At 66.3% G+C, this 16,198-nt stretch carries 17 protein-coding genes; 12 read left to right on the forward strand and 5 right to left on the reverse strand.

The window, feature by feature from the left end; translation table 11 throughout:
• Window positions 1-16: 16 nt before the first annotated feature.
• Together meaB and lipL are read left to right on the forward strand one after the other, a co-directional pair.
• Window positions 17-997 carry a methylmalonyl Co-A mutase-associated GTPase MeaB gene (gene meaB, locus ACWW36_RS22185; protein WP_456138118.1) on the forward strand — a complete coding sequence of 327 codons (981 nt, stop codon included), beginning with the start codon at window positions 17-19 and terminating at the stop codon, window positions 995-997.
• A 59-nt stretch (window positions 998-1,056) separates the two neighbouring features.
• A complete protein-coding gene (lipL, locus tag ACWW36_RS22190; protein WP_456138119.1) occupies window positions 1,057-2,328 on the forward strand; it encodes an esterase/beta-lactamase LipL in 1,272 nt (423 codons plus the stop codon).
• Window positions 2,329-2,334: 6 nt separating this feature from the next.
• Here the strand turns inward: lipL and ACWW36_RS22195 are convergent, their stop codons facing one another.
• Window positions 2,335-3,069 carry a hypothetical protein gene (locus ACWW36_RS22195; protein ID WP_456138120.1) on the reverse strand — a complete coding sequence of 245 codons (735 nt, stop codon included), beginning with the start codon at window positions 3,067-3,069 and terminating at the stop codon, window positions 2,335-2,337.
• Window positions 3,070-3,124: 55 nt separating this feature from the next.
• Window positions 3,125-3,490, reverse strand: coding sequence for a helix-turn-helix domain-containing protein (locus tag ACWW36_RS22200; protein ID WP_456138121.1), 366 nt, complete (start codon window positions 3,488-3,490; stop codon window positions 3,125-3,127).
• 135 nt (window positions 3,491-3,625) lie between these two features.
• Between ACWW36_RS22200 and ACWW36_RS22205 the strand changes: the two genes are divergently transcribed.
• Entirely contained in the window at window positions 3,626-4,270 is a 645-nt protein-coding gene (locus ACWW36_RS22205; protein ID WP_456138122.1) for a hypothetical protein, read from the forward strand.
• 2 nt (window positions 4,271-4,272) lie between these two features.
• Here ACWW36_RS22205 and ACWW36_RS22210 read toward each other — a convergent pair whose 3' ends face one another.
• On the reverse strand, window positions 4,273-4,488 hold the full coding sequence (locus tag ACWW36_RS22210; protein WP_456138123.1) for a dodecin: 216 nt from the start codon (window positions 4,486-4,488) through the stop codon (window positions 4,273-4,275).
• A gap of 31 nt (window positions 4,489-4,519) precedes the next feature.
• On the opposite strand from ACWW36_RS22210, the gene ACWW36_RS22215 reads away from it, so the two are divergent.
• Complete coding sequence (locus ACWW36_RS22215; RefSeq protein WP_456138124.1) at window positions 4,520-5,101, forward strand: carboxymuconolactone decarboxylase family protein; 582 nt, start codon at window positions 4,520-4,522, stop codon at window positions 5,099-5,101.
• On the opposite strand, the gene ACWW36_RS22220 is transcribed toward ACWW36_RS22215, so the two are convergent.
• Window positions 5,083-5,520, reverse strand: coding sequence for a PaaI family thioesterase (locus ACWW36_RS22220; RefSeq protein WP_456138125.1), 438 nt, complete (start codon window positions 5,518-5,520; stop codon window positions 5,083-5,085). The genes ACWW36_RS22215 and ACWW36_RS22220 overlap by 19 nt on opposite strands.
• A 229-nt stretch (window positions 5,521-5,749) precedes the next feature.
• Between ACWW36_RS22220 and ileS the strand changes: the two genes are divergently transcribed.
• Window positions 5,750-8,893: an isoleucine--tRNA ligase gene (gene ileS, locus ACWW36_RS22225; protein ID WP_456142580.1), complete on the forward strand. Its 3,144-nt coding sequence runs from the start codon at window positions 5,750-5,752 to the stop codon at window positions 8,891-8,893.
• Window positions 8,894-8,935: 42 nt separating this feature from the next.
• Window positions 8,936-10,321, forward strand: a complete 1,386-nt coding sequence (locus tag ACWW36_RS22230; protein ID WP_456138126.1) for a DNA polymerase IV — start codon at window positions 8,936-8,938, stop codon at window positions 10,319-10,321.
• Here ACWW36_RS22230 and ACWW36_RS22235 read toward each other — a convergent pair.
• Entirely contained in the window at window positions 10,286-11,203 is a 918-nt protein-coding gene (locus ACWW36_RS22235) for an asparaginase (protein WP_456138127.1), read from the reverse strand. The genes ACWW36_RS22230 and ACWW36_RS22235 overlap by 36 nt on opposite strands.
• Window positions 11,204-11,245: 42 nt before the next feature.
• On the opposite strand from ACWW36_RS22235, the gene lspA reads away from it, so the two are divergent.
• The 6 genes from lspA to ACWW36_RS22265 are packed head-to-tail and all read left to right on the forward strand — an operon-like array spanning window position 11,246 to window position 16,032.
• Window positions 11,246-11,848, forward strand: coding sequence for a signal peptidase II (lspA, locus tag ACWW36_RS22240; RefSeq protein ID WP_456138128.1), 603 nt, complete (start codon window positions 11,246-11,248; stop codon window positions 11,846-11,848).
• Entirely contained in the window at window positions 11,848-12,777 is a 930-nt protein-coding gene (locus ACWW36_RS22245; protein WP_456138129.1) for an RluA family pseudouridine synthase, read from the forward strand. The genes lspA and ACWW36_RS22245 overlap by 1 nt, the downstream gene beginning before the upstream one ends.
• Window positions 12,774-13,676: an EamA family transporter RarD gene (gene rarD, locus ACWW36_RS22250; RefSeq protein WP_456138130.1), complete on the forward strand. Its 903-nt coding sequence runs from the start codon at window positions 12,774-12,776 to the stop codon at window positions 13,674-13,676. Before ACWW36_RS22245 ends, rarD begins: the two co-directional genes overlap by 4 nt.
• 58 nt (window positions 13,677-13,734) lie before the next feature.
• A complete protein-coding gene (locus tag ACWW36_RS22255) occupies window positions 13,735-14,112 on the forward strand; it encodes a YciI family protein (RefSeq protein ID WP_456138131.1) in 378 nt (125 codons plus the stop codon).
• 17 nt (window positions 14,113-14,129) lie between these two features.
• Window positions 14,130-15,335: an RNA polymerase sigma factor gene (locus ACWW36_RS22260; protein ID WP_456138132.1), complete on the forward strand. Its 1,206-nt coding sequence runs from the start codon at window positions 14,130-14,132 to the stop codon at window positions 15,333-15,335.
• 31 nt (window positions 15,336-15,366) lie between these two features.
• A complete protein-coding gene (locus tag ACWW36_RS22265; protein WP_456138133.1) occupies window positions 15,367-16,032 on the forward strand; it encodes a TetR/AcrR family transcriptional regulator in 666 nt (221 codons plus the stop codon).
• Window positions 16,033-16,198 lie beyond the last annotated feature (166 nt).

Raw genomic sequence — 16,198 nt, forward strand, 5'->3', positions numbered from 1 at the left:
GTAGAGGCGCCTGCTCATGGTCGATCAAGTCGACGAACTGGCGGCGGCGGTCCGCACCGGCGACCGCGCTGCGCTGCCGCGGGCGATCACGCTCGTCGAATCCACCCGGCCAGACCATCGTCAGCAGGCCCAGCAGCTGCTGATGGAGCTGATGCCCGACGCGGGCAAGGCCATGCACGTCGGGATCACCGGGGTGCCCGGCGTCGGCAAGTCGACCACCATCGAGGCGCTCGGCATGTACCTGATCGAGCAGGGCCATCAAGTTGCTGTGCTGGCCGTCGACCCGTCATCGACGCGGACCGGCGGTTCGATTCTCGGCGACAAGACGCGGATGGCGCGGCTGGCCGTTCACCCCGACGCGTACATCAGGCCGTCGCCGACATCGGGCACGCTCGGCGGGGTCGCCAAGGCCACCCGCGAAACGATCGTGCTGCTCGAGGCCGCCGGGTTCGACGTGATCCTGGTCGAGACCGTGGGCGTCGGCCAGTCCGAGGTGGCCGTCGCCAATATGGTCGACACGTTCGTGTTCCTGACCTTGGCGCGCACGGGTGACCAACTGCAGGGCATCAAGAAGGGTGTTCTGGAACTCGCGGACATCGTCGTGGTGAACAAGGCCGACGGCGAGCACGCCACCGAGGCCAAGGCCGCAGCGCGCGAGCTGACCGGTGCGATACGCCTGATCTATCCGCGCGAAACACTTTGGCGCCCACCGGTTCTCACGATGAGCGCGCTGCAGGGCGAAGGCCTGGTCGAGCTGTGGAACACCGTGCTGAAGCATCGCCAGGTCCTCACCGAAGCGGGAGAGTTCGACGCCCGCAGGCGCGCGCAGCAGGTCGACTGGACGTGGTCGATGGTCCGCGACGCGGTGCTAGACCGCGTGCTGTCGCATCCTGCGGTGCGCAAGATCCGCGCCGAGGTGGAGCGCCAGGTGCGCGACGGCGAGTTGACCCCCACGCTTGCTGCGCAACAGCTGCTCGACGCGGCTGACGTGCAGTGACTTAACGAATGGGTAACACCTCGTTTATTTGCCGGGGTTGCAGGTAAATTCAATACATTGTGACGGCTGTCAAGAGCCGGGAGCGCAGCGCGGCGCTCCCACACGGTATTCAGGGCGCGGCGGACTCGAATTTTGCCTGCACCGTGCAGGCGTTTGATCGACTTTTCCCAGGTCGCCGGTTCGGTGGCGGCGCCCTGGCCGTGTACCTGCACGGCGAGCCCGTGGTCGACGTGTGGACCGGTTACGCCGACCGCCGCGGCACCGAGTACTGGACCGCCGACACCGGCGCCATGGTCTGGTCGGTCACCAAGGGCATGTCCTCGACGGTGATCCACCGCCTGGCCGATCGCGGCCTGCTCGACTACGACGTCCCCGTGGCCGAGTTCTGGTCAGAGTTCGGTGTAAACGGCAAGGCGGACATCACCGTCCGCGATGTGATGCGCCACCGTGCCGGGCTGTCCCAACTCAACGGCGTCAGCAAGGCCGAGCTGCTGGACCACCGGGCGATGGAGGCGCGGATCGCGGCCGCTCCGGTGAACCGCGTGCTGTACGGGAAACCGGCGTATCACGCGTTGACCTACGGCTGGTTGATGTCGGGGCTTGCCCGGTCGGTCACCGGCAAGGGCATGCGTGACCTGATCCGCGAGGAACTCGCGGAACCGCTGAACACCGATGGACTGCACCTCGGGCGTCCGCCGGCCCACTCACCCACGCGCGCAGCGCAGATCCTCGCGCCCCAGGGCAGTTTGTCCAACCCCGTGTTCAATTTCGTTGCGCCAAGGGTTGCCGCGTTGCAGTTCTCTGGCGTCTTCGGCTCGATGTATTTCCCCGGCATGAAAGCCGTTGTGCAGGGCGATATCCCGTTCCTCGACTCGGAGATCCCGGCCGCGAACGGCGTCACGACGGCGCGCGCGCTGGCCAAGATGTACGCCACGATCGCCAACGGCGGCCACATCGACGGCAGCCAATTCCTGTCCCGTGAGCGGGTTTCCGCCCTTGCTCACAAACCGACTTTGTGGCCGGACCGAAACATCTTCGTACCGTTGAGCTTCCATTTGGGATATCACTCGCTGCCATTGCCGGCCGGATTGATGCCGGGCTTCGGACATGCCGGGCTGGCCGGCTCGGTGGGCTGGGCCGACCCGGAAAGTGGGCTGTCGTTCGGGTTCGTCCACAATCGGCTGCTGACCCGGATGGTGCTCGACCAGGTGACGTTCGCCGGACTCCATGCGCTCATCCGGCGCGACGCCGCCAGGGCGCGCAAGCGCGGCTACGAGACGATGCCAGCCTTCGGCGCCCCGTACGACGTGCCGCGGCCCGTCGCAGGCTGAGTCAGCTCAGCGGCTGGCCTTGGTGAACCACTTGGTCTTCATGCGCCACGACTGCGCCGACGTGATCGCAAATCCGGCGCCACACCCGCAGGCGAAGATCCACACCAACGTGCCGCCCTCAACCGTCTGCAACGGCGTGACGTAGGCGGTGACGATCCGAACGGTGCAGGCCAGGATGCCGCTTGCCGATGCGACGAGGTACACGTTGGCGATCATCCGCGACCGTGGATCCTGCCGAAGGACGAGCAGTGCTCGCGCACCGTAGACCAGCAGATAGATCAGCATGCCGCACAAGAGCAGCCAGTAGGTGTTCAACCAGAAGTCGGTGGGCACGTCGAAGAAGTCCGGCTTGTAAATGATCGCGCCGTTGCCGAGGGAGAACGTCGCAAGCAGCAGCGGAATACAGATCGTGGCAGGGCGCTCCACGTACAGCTTGAAGGACTTTTGCATGGCGTGATCGTCGGCGAGTCTGCCTAGGGCGTTGTAGATGACCGCGGACGCGGCGACGATGTAGGCATCGTGGCCGATGTAGTCCTCGAGATTCCACATGCCGGTCAGCGCGTGCAGCCAGTGACCGATCGTTTCTGAGGCCCACGGTGACATCAGCAGCACTGCAATGCCTTGCAACGCGATGTTGAGGGTGGCGGCAACCTCCCACCGGCACGACCATGTGACCCGCCGAATCCACAGGCTCCACACGATGCACACGAGGGTGATCGCGATGAGGGTTGCCTGGGCCATAGGGGAGCTGCCTTCTTGCTAAAGCGTTTCCAGCAAAGTGTACGGCGAAAATGGCTTACAGGGGAGGAGCATCCTCACGCGGTTTCAGCTCAGACAGTCTCGGGGGCCGAGTCGTCTGTACCTGATTCACCTTCTCCTTCACCGTCGTCATCGTGAAAGGGGCCGATTCCAGATAGCTCCAGACTTCTTGGCGACTCATCAAGCCGAATTGAATTTGCAGGTCGGGATAGCTGAGGTTGAACCTGTCAGCTACCCGCCGCAGCTCCTCGGCGTTGGGGTAGTCGGCGTCTTTGACGCGCCGGTAGTACGTGCTGCTGGAGATTCCGAGGGCATCGTAAATGTCCTTGGCATCGATCTCTCCATCAAGGAGGTAATCGAGCAGGGCTTTGAGCTGTCGGCCGTTTTCATCGGTGCGGGGCACCCACATACGATAACCCGACTTCCCGTGTATGGGCACCCATACCCGGCAAATGGATTTCTGGCTCTTAATTGACACAGGCGTCACAGTTTTGGGATGGCTCTCCCATTCTTGGGAAACAGGTGTAGCGTTAGCTGCATGGTGGCTCCTTACTTAGCTGACACGAGCAGCGATCTCTCTTATCAGGTTGACAGTTGGACGGCCCCGACGTTGCGGGTCGTCGACCACGACATAGCCGATGGCAGCTCGCCCAAGCTGGAGCGACTGTCGATCCCGGCAACCAACGAGCTAACTGCCGAAGTTGACGGCGCAGCGGCTTGGCTGGGGCTGGCGGCTGACGAAATTCTCCTCGCGGCGCTGGGCCGTGCGATCGCACGCACCATCGGTGAGGGCGTCGTCGCTGTGGACGTCACTGGCGAACGCCGGTGGCTTCTCCACGCGATTCCTCTGAAGTGCGCGACGGCCCATGATGTCGGGCCGACCGAGATGCTTGGCCATGTGCACCGCGCACTCGCTGCGGCGCCCACAGACGGCGCGGACGTCGAGTCGGAGATCTTCCTCAACTATGTGGGCACTGTGCCCGCGGGGACGACGCCGACGTACGAAACACCGGCCGGCTTGGGGTATGCGCTGGAGCTGCGGGTGTACCGCGTCGACGGGCTGTTGCAGCTCGACTGGTGGTACGACACCTGCCGCTTCGACAGCTACACCATCGAAGAGCTCATGGAGCAGTTCCCGTTTGCGCTCTTCGAGATGACCTCAGACGCCGCCGCTCCGGTCTGACGTCATCGGGCGTCTTCCAGGCGGAAGCCGACTTTGAGTGTCACCTGGAAGTGCCCGATGGCGCCATCCTGGAGGTGACCTCGGACTGACTGGACGTCGAACCAGTCGAGTCCACGCATTGTCTCTGAGGCCCTCGATATCGCATTGCGAATCGCCGCGTCGATGCTGTCGGGCGAGCTCCCGACGATCTCGATGATTCGGTAGGTGTGATCGCTCATGGCGCAAAGCTACGCGGTCTAGGGTGCGGCTATGCCCGACTCCGCGAGCGGTTCACGCGTTCCGCGCTTACCGCTCGAGGAGGCCAAAGCCGCTGCGGACCAGGCCGGCATTCCGGACTACATGGCCGAGCTGTCGATCTTCCAGGTGTTGCTGAATCATCCGACGCTGGCGCGGGCGCTCAATGATTTGCTGGCCACCATGCTGTGGCACGGCTCCCTGGCCCCAAGGTTGCGAGAGCTGGTCATCATGCGGATCGGCTGGCTGACCGCATGCGATTACGAGTGGACACAACACTGGCGCGTCGCCTGCGGGTTGGGCGTCCCTGCCGCCGACCTCGTCGGTGTGCGCAACTGGGCGACGCATGTCGGCTTCGGTGCTGCCGAGCGAGCGGTGCTTGCGGCGACCGACGACGTCGTGCGTGAAGGCGCCGTGAGCCGACAGACGTGGACCGCATTGAAGCGTGAGCTGGGGTCGAATTCTGCTGTGCTGGTGGAGTTGGTGACGGCCATCGGGGCGTGGCGGATGATCGCGTCGATCCTGCACAGCCTCGAGGTGCCGTTGGAGGAGGGCGTCTCGAGCTGGCCGCCGGATGGTCAGCCGCCAAGCCGGTAGGTCTGCACCGCGTGCGCGACGACGGTGCCGTCGCCGTCCGTGGCGGTGATCTCGGTGAAGGTGAGCGCCTTGCGCCTGCGCACCGTGCGGGCGTGGCAGATGAGATCAGAGCGCTTCGCAGCGCCGACGTAGTTGATGGTCATCGAGATCGTGGAGGCTCGTGTGCCCTTCTCGAAGTCGTGGTTCGACCACGCCGCGGCCGCGCCGGTGGTATCGATCGCGGCTGCGATCACCCCGCCGTGGTAATAGGTGCCGTCGTTGGTCAGCTCGTCGCGAAAGGGCAGTCGAACCGTCACGTCGTCGGGTTCGTAGCGCTCGAACACAATGCCGAGCCAGCCCATGAACGGGGTGGACGGCATCCGTTCCACTACCGCCCGTCGCCGCCGGTGCTGCTGATCGTCGGTCAATGACTCGGCCATAGGGGGACGCTAGCGGGGCGAATTTGCGCCGGACACTAGAATCGACTGCAACGGCACCGATCCGGCTATCACCGGGGAGCCTTCGGAAGAACAGCTGCGGGAGCTTCCCGGGGCCCAGTAGAACCGAACGGGTGGGCCCGTCATCGCCCGAGTTGAGCGGCGCACAGCTTCGTGCGCAAGCGGGGTGGTACCGCGGCGCTCGCGCACCGGCGCGACGTCGTCCCCGTGCCTGAACTTCTGGCACAGGAGACAACGCACCACAGTGACCGCCTACCCGAAGCCGGCCGCCGGAGCACCGAACTTCCCGGCGCTCGAATCCGACGTCCTCGACTACTGGGACAGCGACGACACGTTCCGCGCCAGCGTCGCACGCCGCGACCACGCGCCCGAGTATGTCTTCTACGACGGGCCGCCGTTCGCCAACGGCCTGCCTCACTACGGCCATCTGCTCACCGGCTACGTCAAGGACATCGTTCCGCGGTACCGCACCATGCGCGGCTTCAAGGTGGAGCGCCGGTTCGGATGGGACACGCACGGCCTGCCCGCCGAACTCGAGGTGCAACGACAACTCGGCATCACCGATAAGACCCAGATCGAAGAGATGGGCATCGAGAAATTCAACGACGCCTGCCAAGCGTCGGTACTGAAGTACACCAACGAGTGGCGCGCCTACGTTACCCGCCAGGCGCGCTGGGTCGATTTCGACAACGACTACAAGACGCTGGACCCCACGTTCATGGAATCGGTGATCTGGGCGTTCAAACAGCTGTGGGACAAGGGCCTTGCGTACGAGGGCATCCGTGTCCTGCCGTACTGCTGGAACGACGAAACGCCGCTGTCCAGCCACGAACTTCGGATGGACGACGACGTCTACCAAAGCCGCCAGGACCCGGCGATCACCGTCGGTTTCCTGGTCGATGGTGGCCCGCTGAACGGTGCCCATCTCCTGATTTGGACCACGACGCCGTGGACGCTGCCGTCCAACCAGGCCGTCGCCGTCAATCCCGACGTCACCTACGTCCAGGTGCAAGCCCCGGACGGACGGCGCTATGTGCTGGCCGAGGCGCGCCTAGCCGCCTACGCCCGCGAACTCGGTGAAGAGCCCCAAATCCTGGCGACGTACTCCGGGCGGGATCTGCTCGAGACGCGTTATCTGCCGCCGTTTCCGTATTTCATGGACGCGCCCAACTCATTTCGGGTGTTGCCCGCGGACTTCGTCAGCACCGACGACGGCACCGGCATCGTGCACATGTCGCCGGCGTACGGCGAGGACGACATGGCCACCACCCAGCCGGCCGGTATCTCGGCGGTCACACCCGTCGACTCGAAGGGCCGCTTCGACGACACGGTTCCCGATTACGCCGGCCAACACGTGTTCGACGCGAACCCGCAGATCATCCGCGACCTGAAGAGCCAGGGCCGCTCCGCCGCGGCGAACGGCGCGGTGCTGCTGCGCCACGAGACCTACGAACACTCCTATCCACACTGCTGGCGGTGCCGAAACCCGTTGATCTACCGGGCGGTGTCGTCGTGGTTCATCAAGGTCACCGAGTTCCGCGACCGGATGGTCGAACTCAACCAGCAGATCACCTGGTATCCCGAGCACGTCAAGGACGGTCAGTTCGGCAAGTGGCTGTCCGGCGCCCGCGACTGGTCGATCTCGCGAAACCGCTACTGGGGCACGCCGATTCCGGTCTGGGTGTCCGACGACCCGCGCTATCCGCGTGTCGATGTGTACGGCAGTCTCGACGAGCTGGAGCGTGACTTCGGGGTGCGGCCGGACAATCTGCACCGACCCTACATCGACGAGCTGACCCGGCCCAACCCCGATGACCCGACGGGCAACTCGACGATGCGCCGCATCTCCGACGTGTTCGACGTCTGGTTCGATTCGGGTTCCATGCCCTACGCGCAGGTGCACTACCCGTTCGAGAACCACGACTGGTTCGACACCCATTTCCCTGGGGACTTCATCGTCGAGTACATCGGCCAGACCCGCGGCTGGTTCTACACGCTTCACATCCTGGCCACCGCGCTGTTCGACAAGCCTGCGTTCAAAACGTGTGTGGCGCATGGCATTGTGCTGGGCAACGACGGCCAGAAGATGAGCAAGTCGCTGCGCAACTACCCGGACGTGACCGAAGTGTTCGACCGCGACGGCTCCGACGCCATGCGGTGGTTCCTGATGGCCTCGCCGATCCTGCGCGGCGGCAACCTGATCGTCACCGAACAGGGCATCCGCGAAGGCGTGCGCCAGGTGCTGTTGCCGCTGTGGAACGCCTACACCTTCCTTGCGCTGTACGCGCCGAAGAAGGGCACATGGCGCACCGACTCGTCGCACGTGCTCGACCGTTACATCCTTGCGAAGCTGGCCCAGCTGCGCGACGACCTGACCGAATCGCTTGATGTGTGCGACATCTCGGGGGCGTGTGACCAACTTCGCCAGTTCACCGAGGCGTTGACGAATTGGTATGTCCGGCGGTCACGTTCGCGGTTCTGGGAAGAGGATCGCGACGCCATCGACACGCTGCATACCGTGCTGGAGGTGACCGGCCGGTTGGCGGCCCCACTGCTGCCGTTGATCACCGAGGTGATCTGGCGCGGTGTGACAGGCGAACGGTCGGTGCATCTGACCGACTGGCCGGAAGCCGGTGTCGTACCGGCGGATCCGGAACTGGTCGCGGCGATGGATCAGGTGCGCGAGGTGGCGTCTGCCGGGTCGTCTCTTCGCAAGGCCAAGAAGCTGCGTGTGCGCCTGCCATTGCCGAAACTGACTGTTGCGGTGGACAATCCGCAGCAGCTAGCGCCGTTCAAGGACCTGATCGCAGACGAGCTCAACGTGAAAGCGGTCGAGCTCACCGACGACATCGCCGCGTACGGCCTGTTCGAGCTCACCGTCAACGCCAAAGTCGCCGGGCCCAGGCTGGGCAAGGACGTCCAGGCCGCGATCAAGGCCGTCAAGGCGGGTGAGGCCGTCGTCTACGCCGACGGCACGCTGACGGCGGGGCCGGCCGTGCTGCAGCCTGACGAGTACAGCTCGCGGCTGGTGGCCGCGGACCCCGAGTACACCGCCGCGCTGCCTGACGGCGCCGGGCTGGTGGTGCTCGACGGCGCCGTCACGCCCGAGCTGGAGGCCGAGGGCTGGGCGAAAGACCGCATCCGCGAACTGCAGGACCTTCGCAAGTCCACCGGCCTCGACGTGTCCGACCGCATCTCGGTCGTGATGTCGGTGCCTGCCGAACGCGCGGACTGGGCCACTACGCACAGCGACTTGATTGCGCGCGAAATCCTGGCCACCAGTTTCGAATTCGGTCAACCGGCCGACGGAACCGAGATCGGCGACGGTGTGCGGGTGGCGATCGCCAAGGTCTAGCGAAAGTGTGTGCTGCCGTGGTGGAGACCTAGCATCGGCACTGTGGACGCTCGCTGGGTCCTTCACCTCGACATGGACGCGTTCTACGCCTCCGTCGAGCAGCTGACAAGGCCTACCCTTCGTGGACGGCCCGTCCTCGTTGGCGGGCTCGGCGGGCGTGGCGTCGTCGCCGGAGCAAGCTATGAGGCCCGCGTGTACGGCGCCCGCTCGGCGATGCCCATGCATCAGGCCCGCCGCCTCGTCGGCGCCCCGGCCGTGGTGCTGCCACCGCGCGGCGTGGTCTACGGCGTCGCCAGCCGCCGCGTGCTGGACACCGTCCGCAGCATCGTGCCCGTCCTGGAGCAACTGTCCTTTGACGAGGCGTTCGGCGAACCGCCAGAACTGGCCGGCGCTTCGGCGGAGGACGTCGAGGCGTTCTGCCAACAGCTGCGGGCCAAGGTCCGCGGAGAGACCGGTCTGGTCGCCTCCGTCGGCGCCGGATCGGGCAAGCAGGTCGCCAAGATCGCATCCGACTTGGCCAAACCCGACGGCATCCGGGTGGTGCGTCGAGACGAGCAGCGCATGCTGCTCGACGGGCTACCGGTGCGGCGCCTGTGGGGCATCGGCCCGGTCGCCGAAGAGAGACTGCATCGGCTCGGCATCGAGACCATCGGCCAGCTCGCCGCGTTGACCGACGCCGAGGTGGCCAACATCCTCGGCGCTACCGTCGGCCCCGCTCTGCACCGCCTCGCGCAAGGCATCGACGACCGACCCGTCGCCGAGAACGCCCCGGCGAAGCAGATCAGCGCCGAATCGACGTTCCCCGAGGACCTGACCACGCTCGACCAGCTGCGCGAAGCCATCGGGCCGATCGGCGAGCACGCGCATGCGCGCCTCGAGAAGGACGGCCGCGGCGCGCGCACCGTCACCGTCAAACTCAAGAAGTCCGACATGAGCATTCTGACCCGCTCCGCCACGCTGCCGTATGCGACCACCGACGCCGCCACGCTGACCGCGATGGCCCGCAAGCTCCTGCTCGACCCGCTCGAGATCGGCCCGATTCGCCTTGTCGGCGTTGGCTTTTCGGGCCTGTCCGACGTCCGTCAGGAGTCGCTGTTTCCCGATCTCGAGCTTGTCGCCGAGGAGGTGTCGAACACCCGGCTGCCGCAGACGCTCACCGACGCAGCTGCGACCCCGCCGGCGTGGCGGGTGGGCGACGACGTCACGCACACCGACCACGGCCATGGGTGGATCCAGGGCGCGGGCCACGGCGTGATGACCGTGAGGTTCGAGACCCGCGGCACCGGGCCGGGGCAGGCACGTACATTCCCCGACGACACACCCGACATCAGCCGCGCCAACCCGGTCGACAGCCTCGACTGGCCCGACTATCTCAGCGACCTCGCGTCCCGGTCAGCCCCAGCGGGCGACGACGTCCTCGACGGGTGAACCGGCCGCCAGCGCCGCCATCAGCAGCACCCGCGCCTGCGGCGGCCGCAGCCGCGACATCACCATCGCGCCCGCGTCCACCAGGTCACGGCCGGGCCCATACCCGGGGCTGACCTGCCCACCTGGTACCCGAGTGGACACCGCGACGACGACGCCGTCGCGGTAGTGCCTGCGGACCCCGTCGATCAACGCCGTGCCCGCGTTGCCCGAGCCCAGTGCCTCCAGCACGATGCCTCGCGCGCCCGCAGCCACGCACGCATCCATCGCCACGGTGTCAGCGCCCGGGTACACCGCCAGGATGTCGACCCGAGGGGCGGCGGCAGTTGAGAGCGAACCGAGAAATGGCCGGTCCTTCGCCCCGTGTGGGGTGAAGCGGCCGTCGGCGACCTCCCCGAGCGACTCGCCCGCGAAACCCCGCAGGTCACCCGTCGCAACCTTCTGCAGGCCCAACGGCTGCCACACGGTGCCCGCGAAAGCCACCACCACGCCGAGGCCGCGGGCGTCCGGACTGGCCGCGACGGTCAATGCGTCGTGCAAATTGCGGGGTCCGTCAGGCTCCGGCGCGTCTGCGCTGCGCTGCGCGCCGGTGATCACCACAGGGGCCACGCCGTCGTATGTCAGCTCGAGCCAGAGCGCCGTCTCCTCCATGGTGTCGGTGCCGTGCGTGATCACCACACCGTCGGCATCAGACGGCAGAGCTTCACGAATTCTGTCCCAGTCGGCCGGCGTCAGTTGCGAGCTGTCGACCGCCATCAGGTCGACGACCTCGACGTCCAAACCTGAGGTCAGATCCGCGCCGCTGCGGCTCGGCCGCTTGACACCGTCGTCGTCGGTGATCGTGGAGATCGTGCCGCCTGTGGTGACGACAACGAGGCGACCCATGGGTGGAATCATCGCGCATGACCGCTAGGGGATGATGGGGGAGTGACTGATGAAACATCCGGCTCGGCCGCGGCGGAGCCGGTGACCGAAGACGAGGTGCGCGACGCGCGGCCACGGCGGCGGATCCGTCTGCTGCTGACCGTTGCGGCAGTGGTTCTCGTGCTCGACATCGTCACCAAAGTGCTCGCGGTCAGGCTGCTGACGCCCGGTCAGCCGGTGTCGATCATCGGTGACACCGTCACGTGGACCCTGGTGCGCAACTCTGGCGCAGCGTTCTCGATGGCCACCGGCTACACCTGGGTGCTCACCCTGATCGCGACCGGTGTGGTGATCGGCATCATCTGGATGGGTCGCAGGCTGGTGTCGCCGTGGTGGGCCATCGGCCTCGGCATGATCCTCGGCGGCGCGATGGGCAACCTGGTCGACCGGTTCTTCCGCTCACCCGGGCCGCTGCGCGGGCACGTCGTCGACTTCCTGTCCATCGGCTGGTGGCCAGTGTTCAACGTGGCCGACCCGTCGGTGGTGGGCGGCGCCATTCTGCTGGTCGCCTTGTCGCTCTTCGGATTTGACTTCGACACGGCCGGCAGGCGAAAGCCGGGTGGCGAATCTGACACGGTCGGCCGCCGCAAGGCCAACTCGACCTAGTGGCCACCCGCTCGATGCCCATCCCCGAGGGGTTGGCGGGCATGCGTGTAGACGCCGGGCTGGCCCGGCTGCTCGGCCTGTCGCGAACGGCCGCGGCGGCGCTTGCCGAAGACGGCGGCGTCGACATCGACGGCACCCGGGCAGGCAAGTCGGACAAGCTCACGGCGGGCGCATGGCTGGAGGTCCGCCTGCCGGAAGCGCCTGCGCCCGTGGAGAACACGCCCGTCGAGATCGAGGGCATGGCGATCCTGTACTCCGACGCCGACATCGTCGCGGTCGACAAACCACCCGGGGTCGCTGCGCACGCGACCGTCGGCTGGAGTGGGCCGACGGTGCTGGGCGGACTGGCCGCGGCGGGTTTCCGGATCAGCACATCGGGAATCCACGAGCGACAAGGCATCGTGCACCGGCTCGATGTCGGGACGTCGGGTGTCATGGTGGTGGCCCTGTCTGAGCGCGCCTACACGGTGCTCAAACGAGCCTTCAAGCAACGGACCGTCGAAAAGCGTTATCACGCACTGGTGCAAGGACATCCGGACCCGTCCAGTGGAACCATCGACGCACCCATCGGGCGCCACCGAGGACACGACTGGAAATTCGCCGTCACCGAACAGGGCAGACACAGCATCACGCACTACGACACCCTGGAGGCACACCAGGCCGCCAGCCTGCTCGACATCGAGTTGGAAACCGGGCGCACCCATCAGATCCGGGTGCACTTCGCCGCGTTGCACCACCCGTGCTGCGGTGATCTGACCTACGGCGCCGACCCGACTTTGGCGAAAAAGCTTGGGCTCGAACGCCAATGGCTGCATGCCCGATCCCTGGCATTCGCCCACCCGGCGGACGGCCGCCGCGTCGAGATCACCAGCCCGTACCCAGCCGATCTGCAGCACGCCCTCGACGTGTTGCGCAACCACGAACTGTGAGCGAGACCCGCAAGTCAGGGTTGTTGTTCGGCGTCGGCGCCTACGCGTCGTGGGGCCTGTTCCCCGCGTTCTTCCCGCTGTTGAAGCCCGCCGGCGCATTCGAAATCCTGGCGCACCGAATCGTGTGGTGCTTCGTGTTGATGGTCGTGGTGATCGCGGCGGTGCGCCGGCTCGGCGACATCCGGGCAATGACCGGACGCACCTGGCTGCTGCTGACGTTCGCATCTGCCCTGATCTCGGTGAACTGGGTGATCTACATCTACGCGGTCAACAACGGCCATGTGGTGGACGCCGCGCTCGGGTACTTCATCAACCCTCTCGTCACAGTGTCGTTGGGCCTGTTGCTATTTCGAGAACGGCTCAACCGGGCACAGTTCGTCGCACTGGCCATCGCCGTCGCCGCAGTGATAGTGCTGACCGTGGAGGTCGGCACGGTCCCCGTCATCGCCCTTGGGCTCGCGCTGTCGTTCGGGCTGTACGGCGCGGTGAAGAAGGTGGTGCCGGTCGATCCGCGGGTCAGCGTGGGTATCGAGGCCGGGCTGGCGGCTCCTTTCGCCCTGGTGTACCTGGTGGTGCTGCAAGCCGGGGGGCACGCGACGTTCGCCAATCACGGTGCCGGCCATGTCGCGTTGTTGATCCTGTCCGGCGTGCTGACCGCGCTGCCACTGCTGCTATTCGCCGCCGCGGCTCAGCGGCTTCCCATGGTGACGATGGGCCTGCTCTTCTACCTGACCCCCGCAATGCAGCTCAGCTGGGGCGTGCTCGTAGGGCATGAGCCGATGCCACCGGCGCGGTGGCTGGGCTTCGCGCTGATCTGGCTGGCGCTGCTGGTCTTCAGCGGCGACGCGATCTGGCGGGCACGTGTCGATCGGGCGGTGCCAGAGTCGTCATACCGGTGATGAGCGCTTGCGCGAAGAGCGAAGGGCTCGTCACCATTCCGACAGAAAGGACACCACGATGCGGTACTGCCTGTTGATGCACTACCAGGAGGGCCACGAGGTCGGGCTGACCGACGAGGACATGGCTCCCGCGATGGAGGCTTTCAAGGCCTACGCCGACGACCTGTCGGCGGCCGGTGTGCTCATCGACACCGAAGTCCTCGAATCCGTCGTCAGCACCACCACGGTGACCGCGCGCAACGGCACACCGGAGGTCCAGGACGGGCCGTTCGCCGACACCAAGGAAAAGCTCGGCGGCATCTTCGTCATCGAGGTCGACAACCTCGACGAGGCGCTGAAGTGGGCGCAGCGCAACCCCGCCAACGGCTGGGGTTCTGTTGAAATCCGCCCGGTGGGGCGGACCTACGCCGCCAACCGCGGGTGGTACACCCCCTAGGCGAAGTACGAGACCGGGTGGCTGCGGTCACCCGGGACTCGTACGGCCGGCTGCTGGCCGTACTGGCCGCGCCGACCCGCGACATCGCCGCCGCCGAAGACGCGCTTGCCGACGCGCTGGAACGCGCGCTGTCCCGCTGGCCCGACGACGGCATACCGGCCAACCCCGAGGGCTGGATACTCACCGTGGCGCGCAACCGATTACGTGACCTGTGGAAGTCATCCGCATACCGCGCCACCGGGCCATTCCACGAAACACATGATGTTCCAGGCATTTTGGAAGCCGATGACATGACCGCGATACCCGACCGGCGGCTGGAGCTGATGCTGGTCTGCGCCCACCCCGCTATTGCGGCCAACGTTCGCACGCCGCTGATGCTGCAGACGGTACTGGGCGTGGAGGCCGCCGCGATCGCCTCGGCATTCGCGGTCGAGCCGGCCGCCATGGCGCAGCGGCTGGTGCGGGCCAAGAAACGCATCCGCGATGCGGGTATCCCGTTCGTGCTTCCCGAACGCGACGACCTCACCGAGCGGTTGCCTGCGGTGCTGGAGGCCGTCTACGCGGCCTACGCAATCGACTGGCAACACATGCCGCAGGGCGCGCCCATCGAATCGCTGTCCGCCGAGGCCCTGCATTTGGCGCTGGTGCTGGCCGAGCTGGCGCCCGACGAGCCGGAGGTGCTGGGTCTGGCCGCGCTGGTGTGCCTGTCGGAGGCGCGGCGGCCGGCGCGCCGCACCGCCGACGGGCGCTTCGTCCCGCTCGACGAGCAGGACGCCTCGCTGTGGGACGAGGTGCTGATCGCCCGCGGTGAATCGCTGCTGCACCGCGCCCACGCATTCGGGCGGCCGGGCCGATTCCAGTACGAGGCGGCAATCCAGTCCGCTCACTGCGGCCGAGCCACGCACGGACATGTGGACATCGAAGCGCTGCGAAAGCTCTACCGTGCGTTGATGCGGGTGGCGCCGTCGCTGGGTGCAGCCGTGGCTTTGGCGGCGATCGACGGAGAGCTCGACGGACCCGATGCCGGGCTGCGCGCACTGGACGCGATCGCCGACCCGGCCGTCGATCGGTTCCAGCCGGCGTGGACGACGCGGGCGCATCTGCTGGCCCAGGCTGGCCGCGCGGCACCGGCCGCCGACGCGTACCGCAGGTCCATCGAGCTGACCACCGATGCCGGAGTGGCCGACTACCTGTTGCGGCGTTTGCACAATCTGTCCGGTTGACCCGCCTTTAGCAATGCCATAGCGTTTGCCGATGGCGTTCGACACCCGGCCCGAACCAGTCGGTCGAGGACGCGGGCGTCCGATCGGTTCCGACTCCGCTGAAACCCGAGCCGGGATCCTGCGCGCGGCACGCGAGGTGATCAATGACCGCGGCTTTGAGGCGGCCACCTTCCAGGCCATCGCCGAGCGGGCGGGGTTGAGCCGTCCGACGATGCACTACTACTTCCACACCAGGGAGCAGATTTACGACAGCCTGGTGGAAGAGGCGTCGTCGATCGTCGCGGACTGCATCAACGAGGCCCGGCATGCCGACACGCTTTTAGGGCAGTTGACGGCGTTCGTCACGTCGGCGTCCCGGTCGGGGTTCGGGGAGCCGTCGATGATGAGGTTCATCATCATCGCCCGGCTGGAATTCCACCGAAGCCCTATCCTTCGGCACGGTGACGGTCCCGTCGTCTCCGCGATGGAGGCGTTCTACACCTCGATGATCGAGGACGCGATCGCGCGAGGTGAGATTGCGCCCGACGCCGACACCGCAGCCATCGTGAGCATGTTGCTCGCCATGTTCCTGGGAATGGGTTTCTACGCCGGATTCGTCGTCGACGGGGCCGACTCGACGAAGGTTGCCAAGCAACTTTACAAGCTGATCGTTCGCGGCTTGCTGGACCGTTCGCAGGCCGTACCTGACCGGGTTTGACGTAGGGAAACGCCCGATTCCTAGCGCACCTATCCGCAATAGCGTGCCGAGTGTGAATGGCATCTTCTTGGCGGTTCTTGTCGCAGCCTTCATGGTCGTGGGCGTGGTTGCCCAAGTCGGCTGGCCGCGATAAAGACACGCATGCCGACACGCCGAGAAGTGTCGG

The sequence above is a fragment of the Mycobacterium sp. MMS18-G62 genome (genome assembly GCF_053877835.1).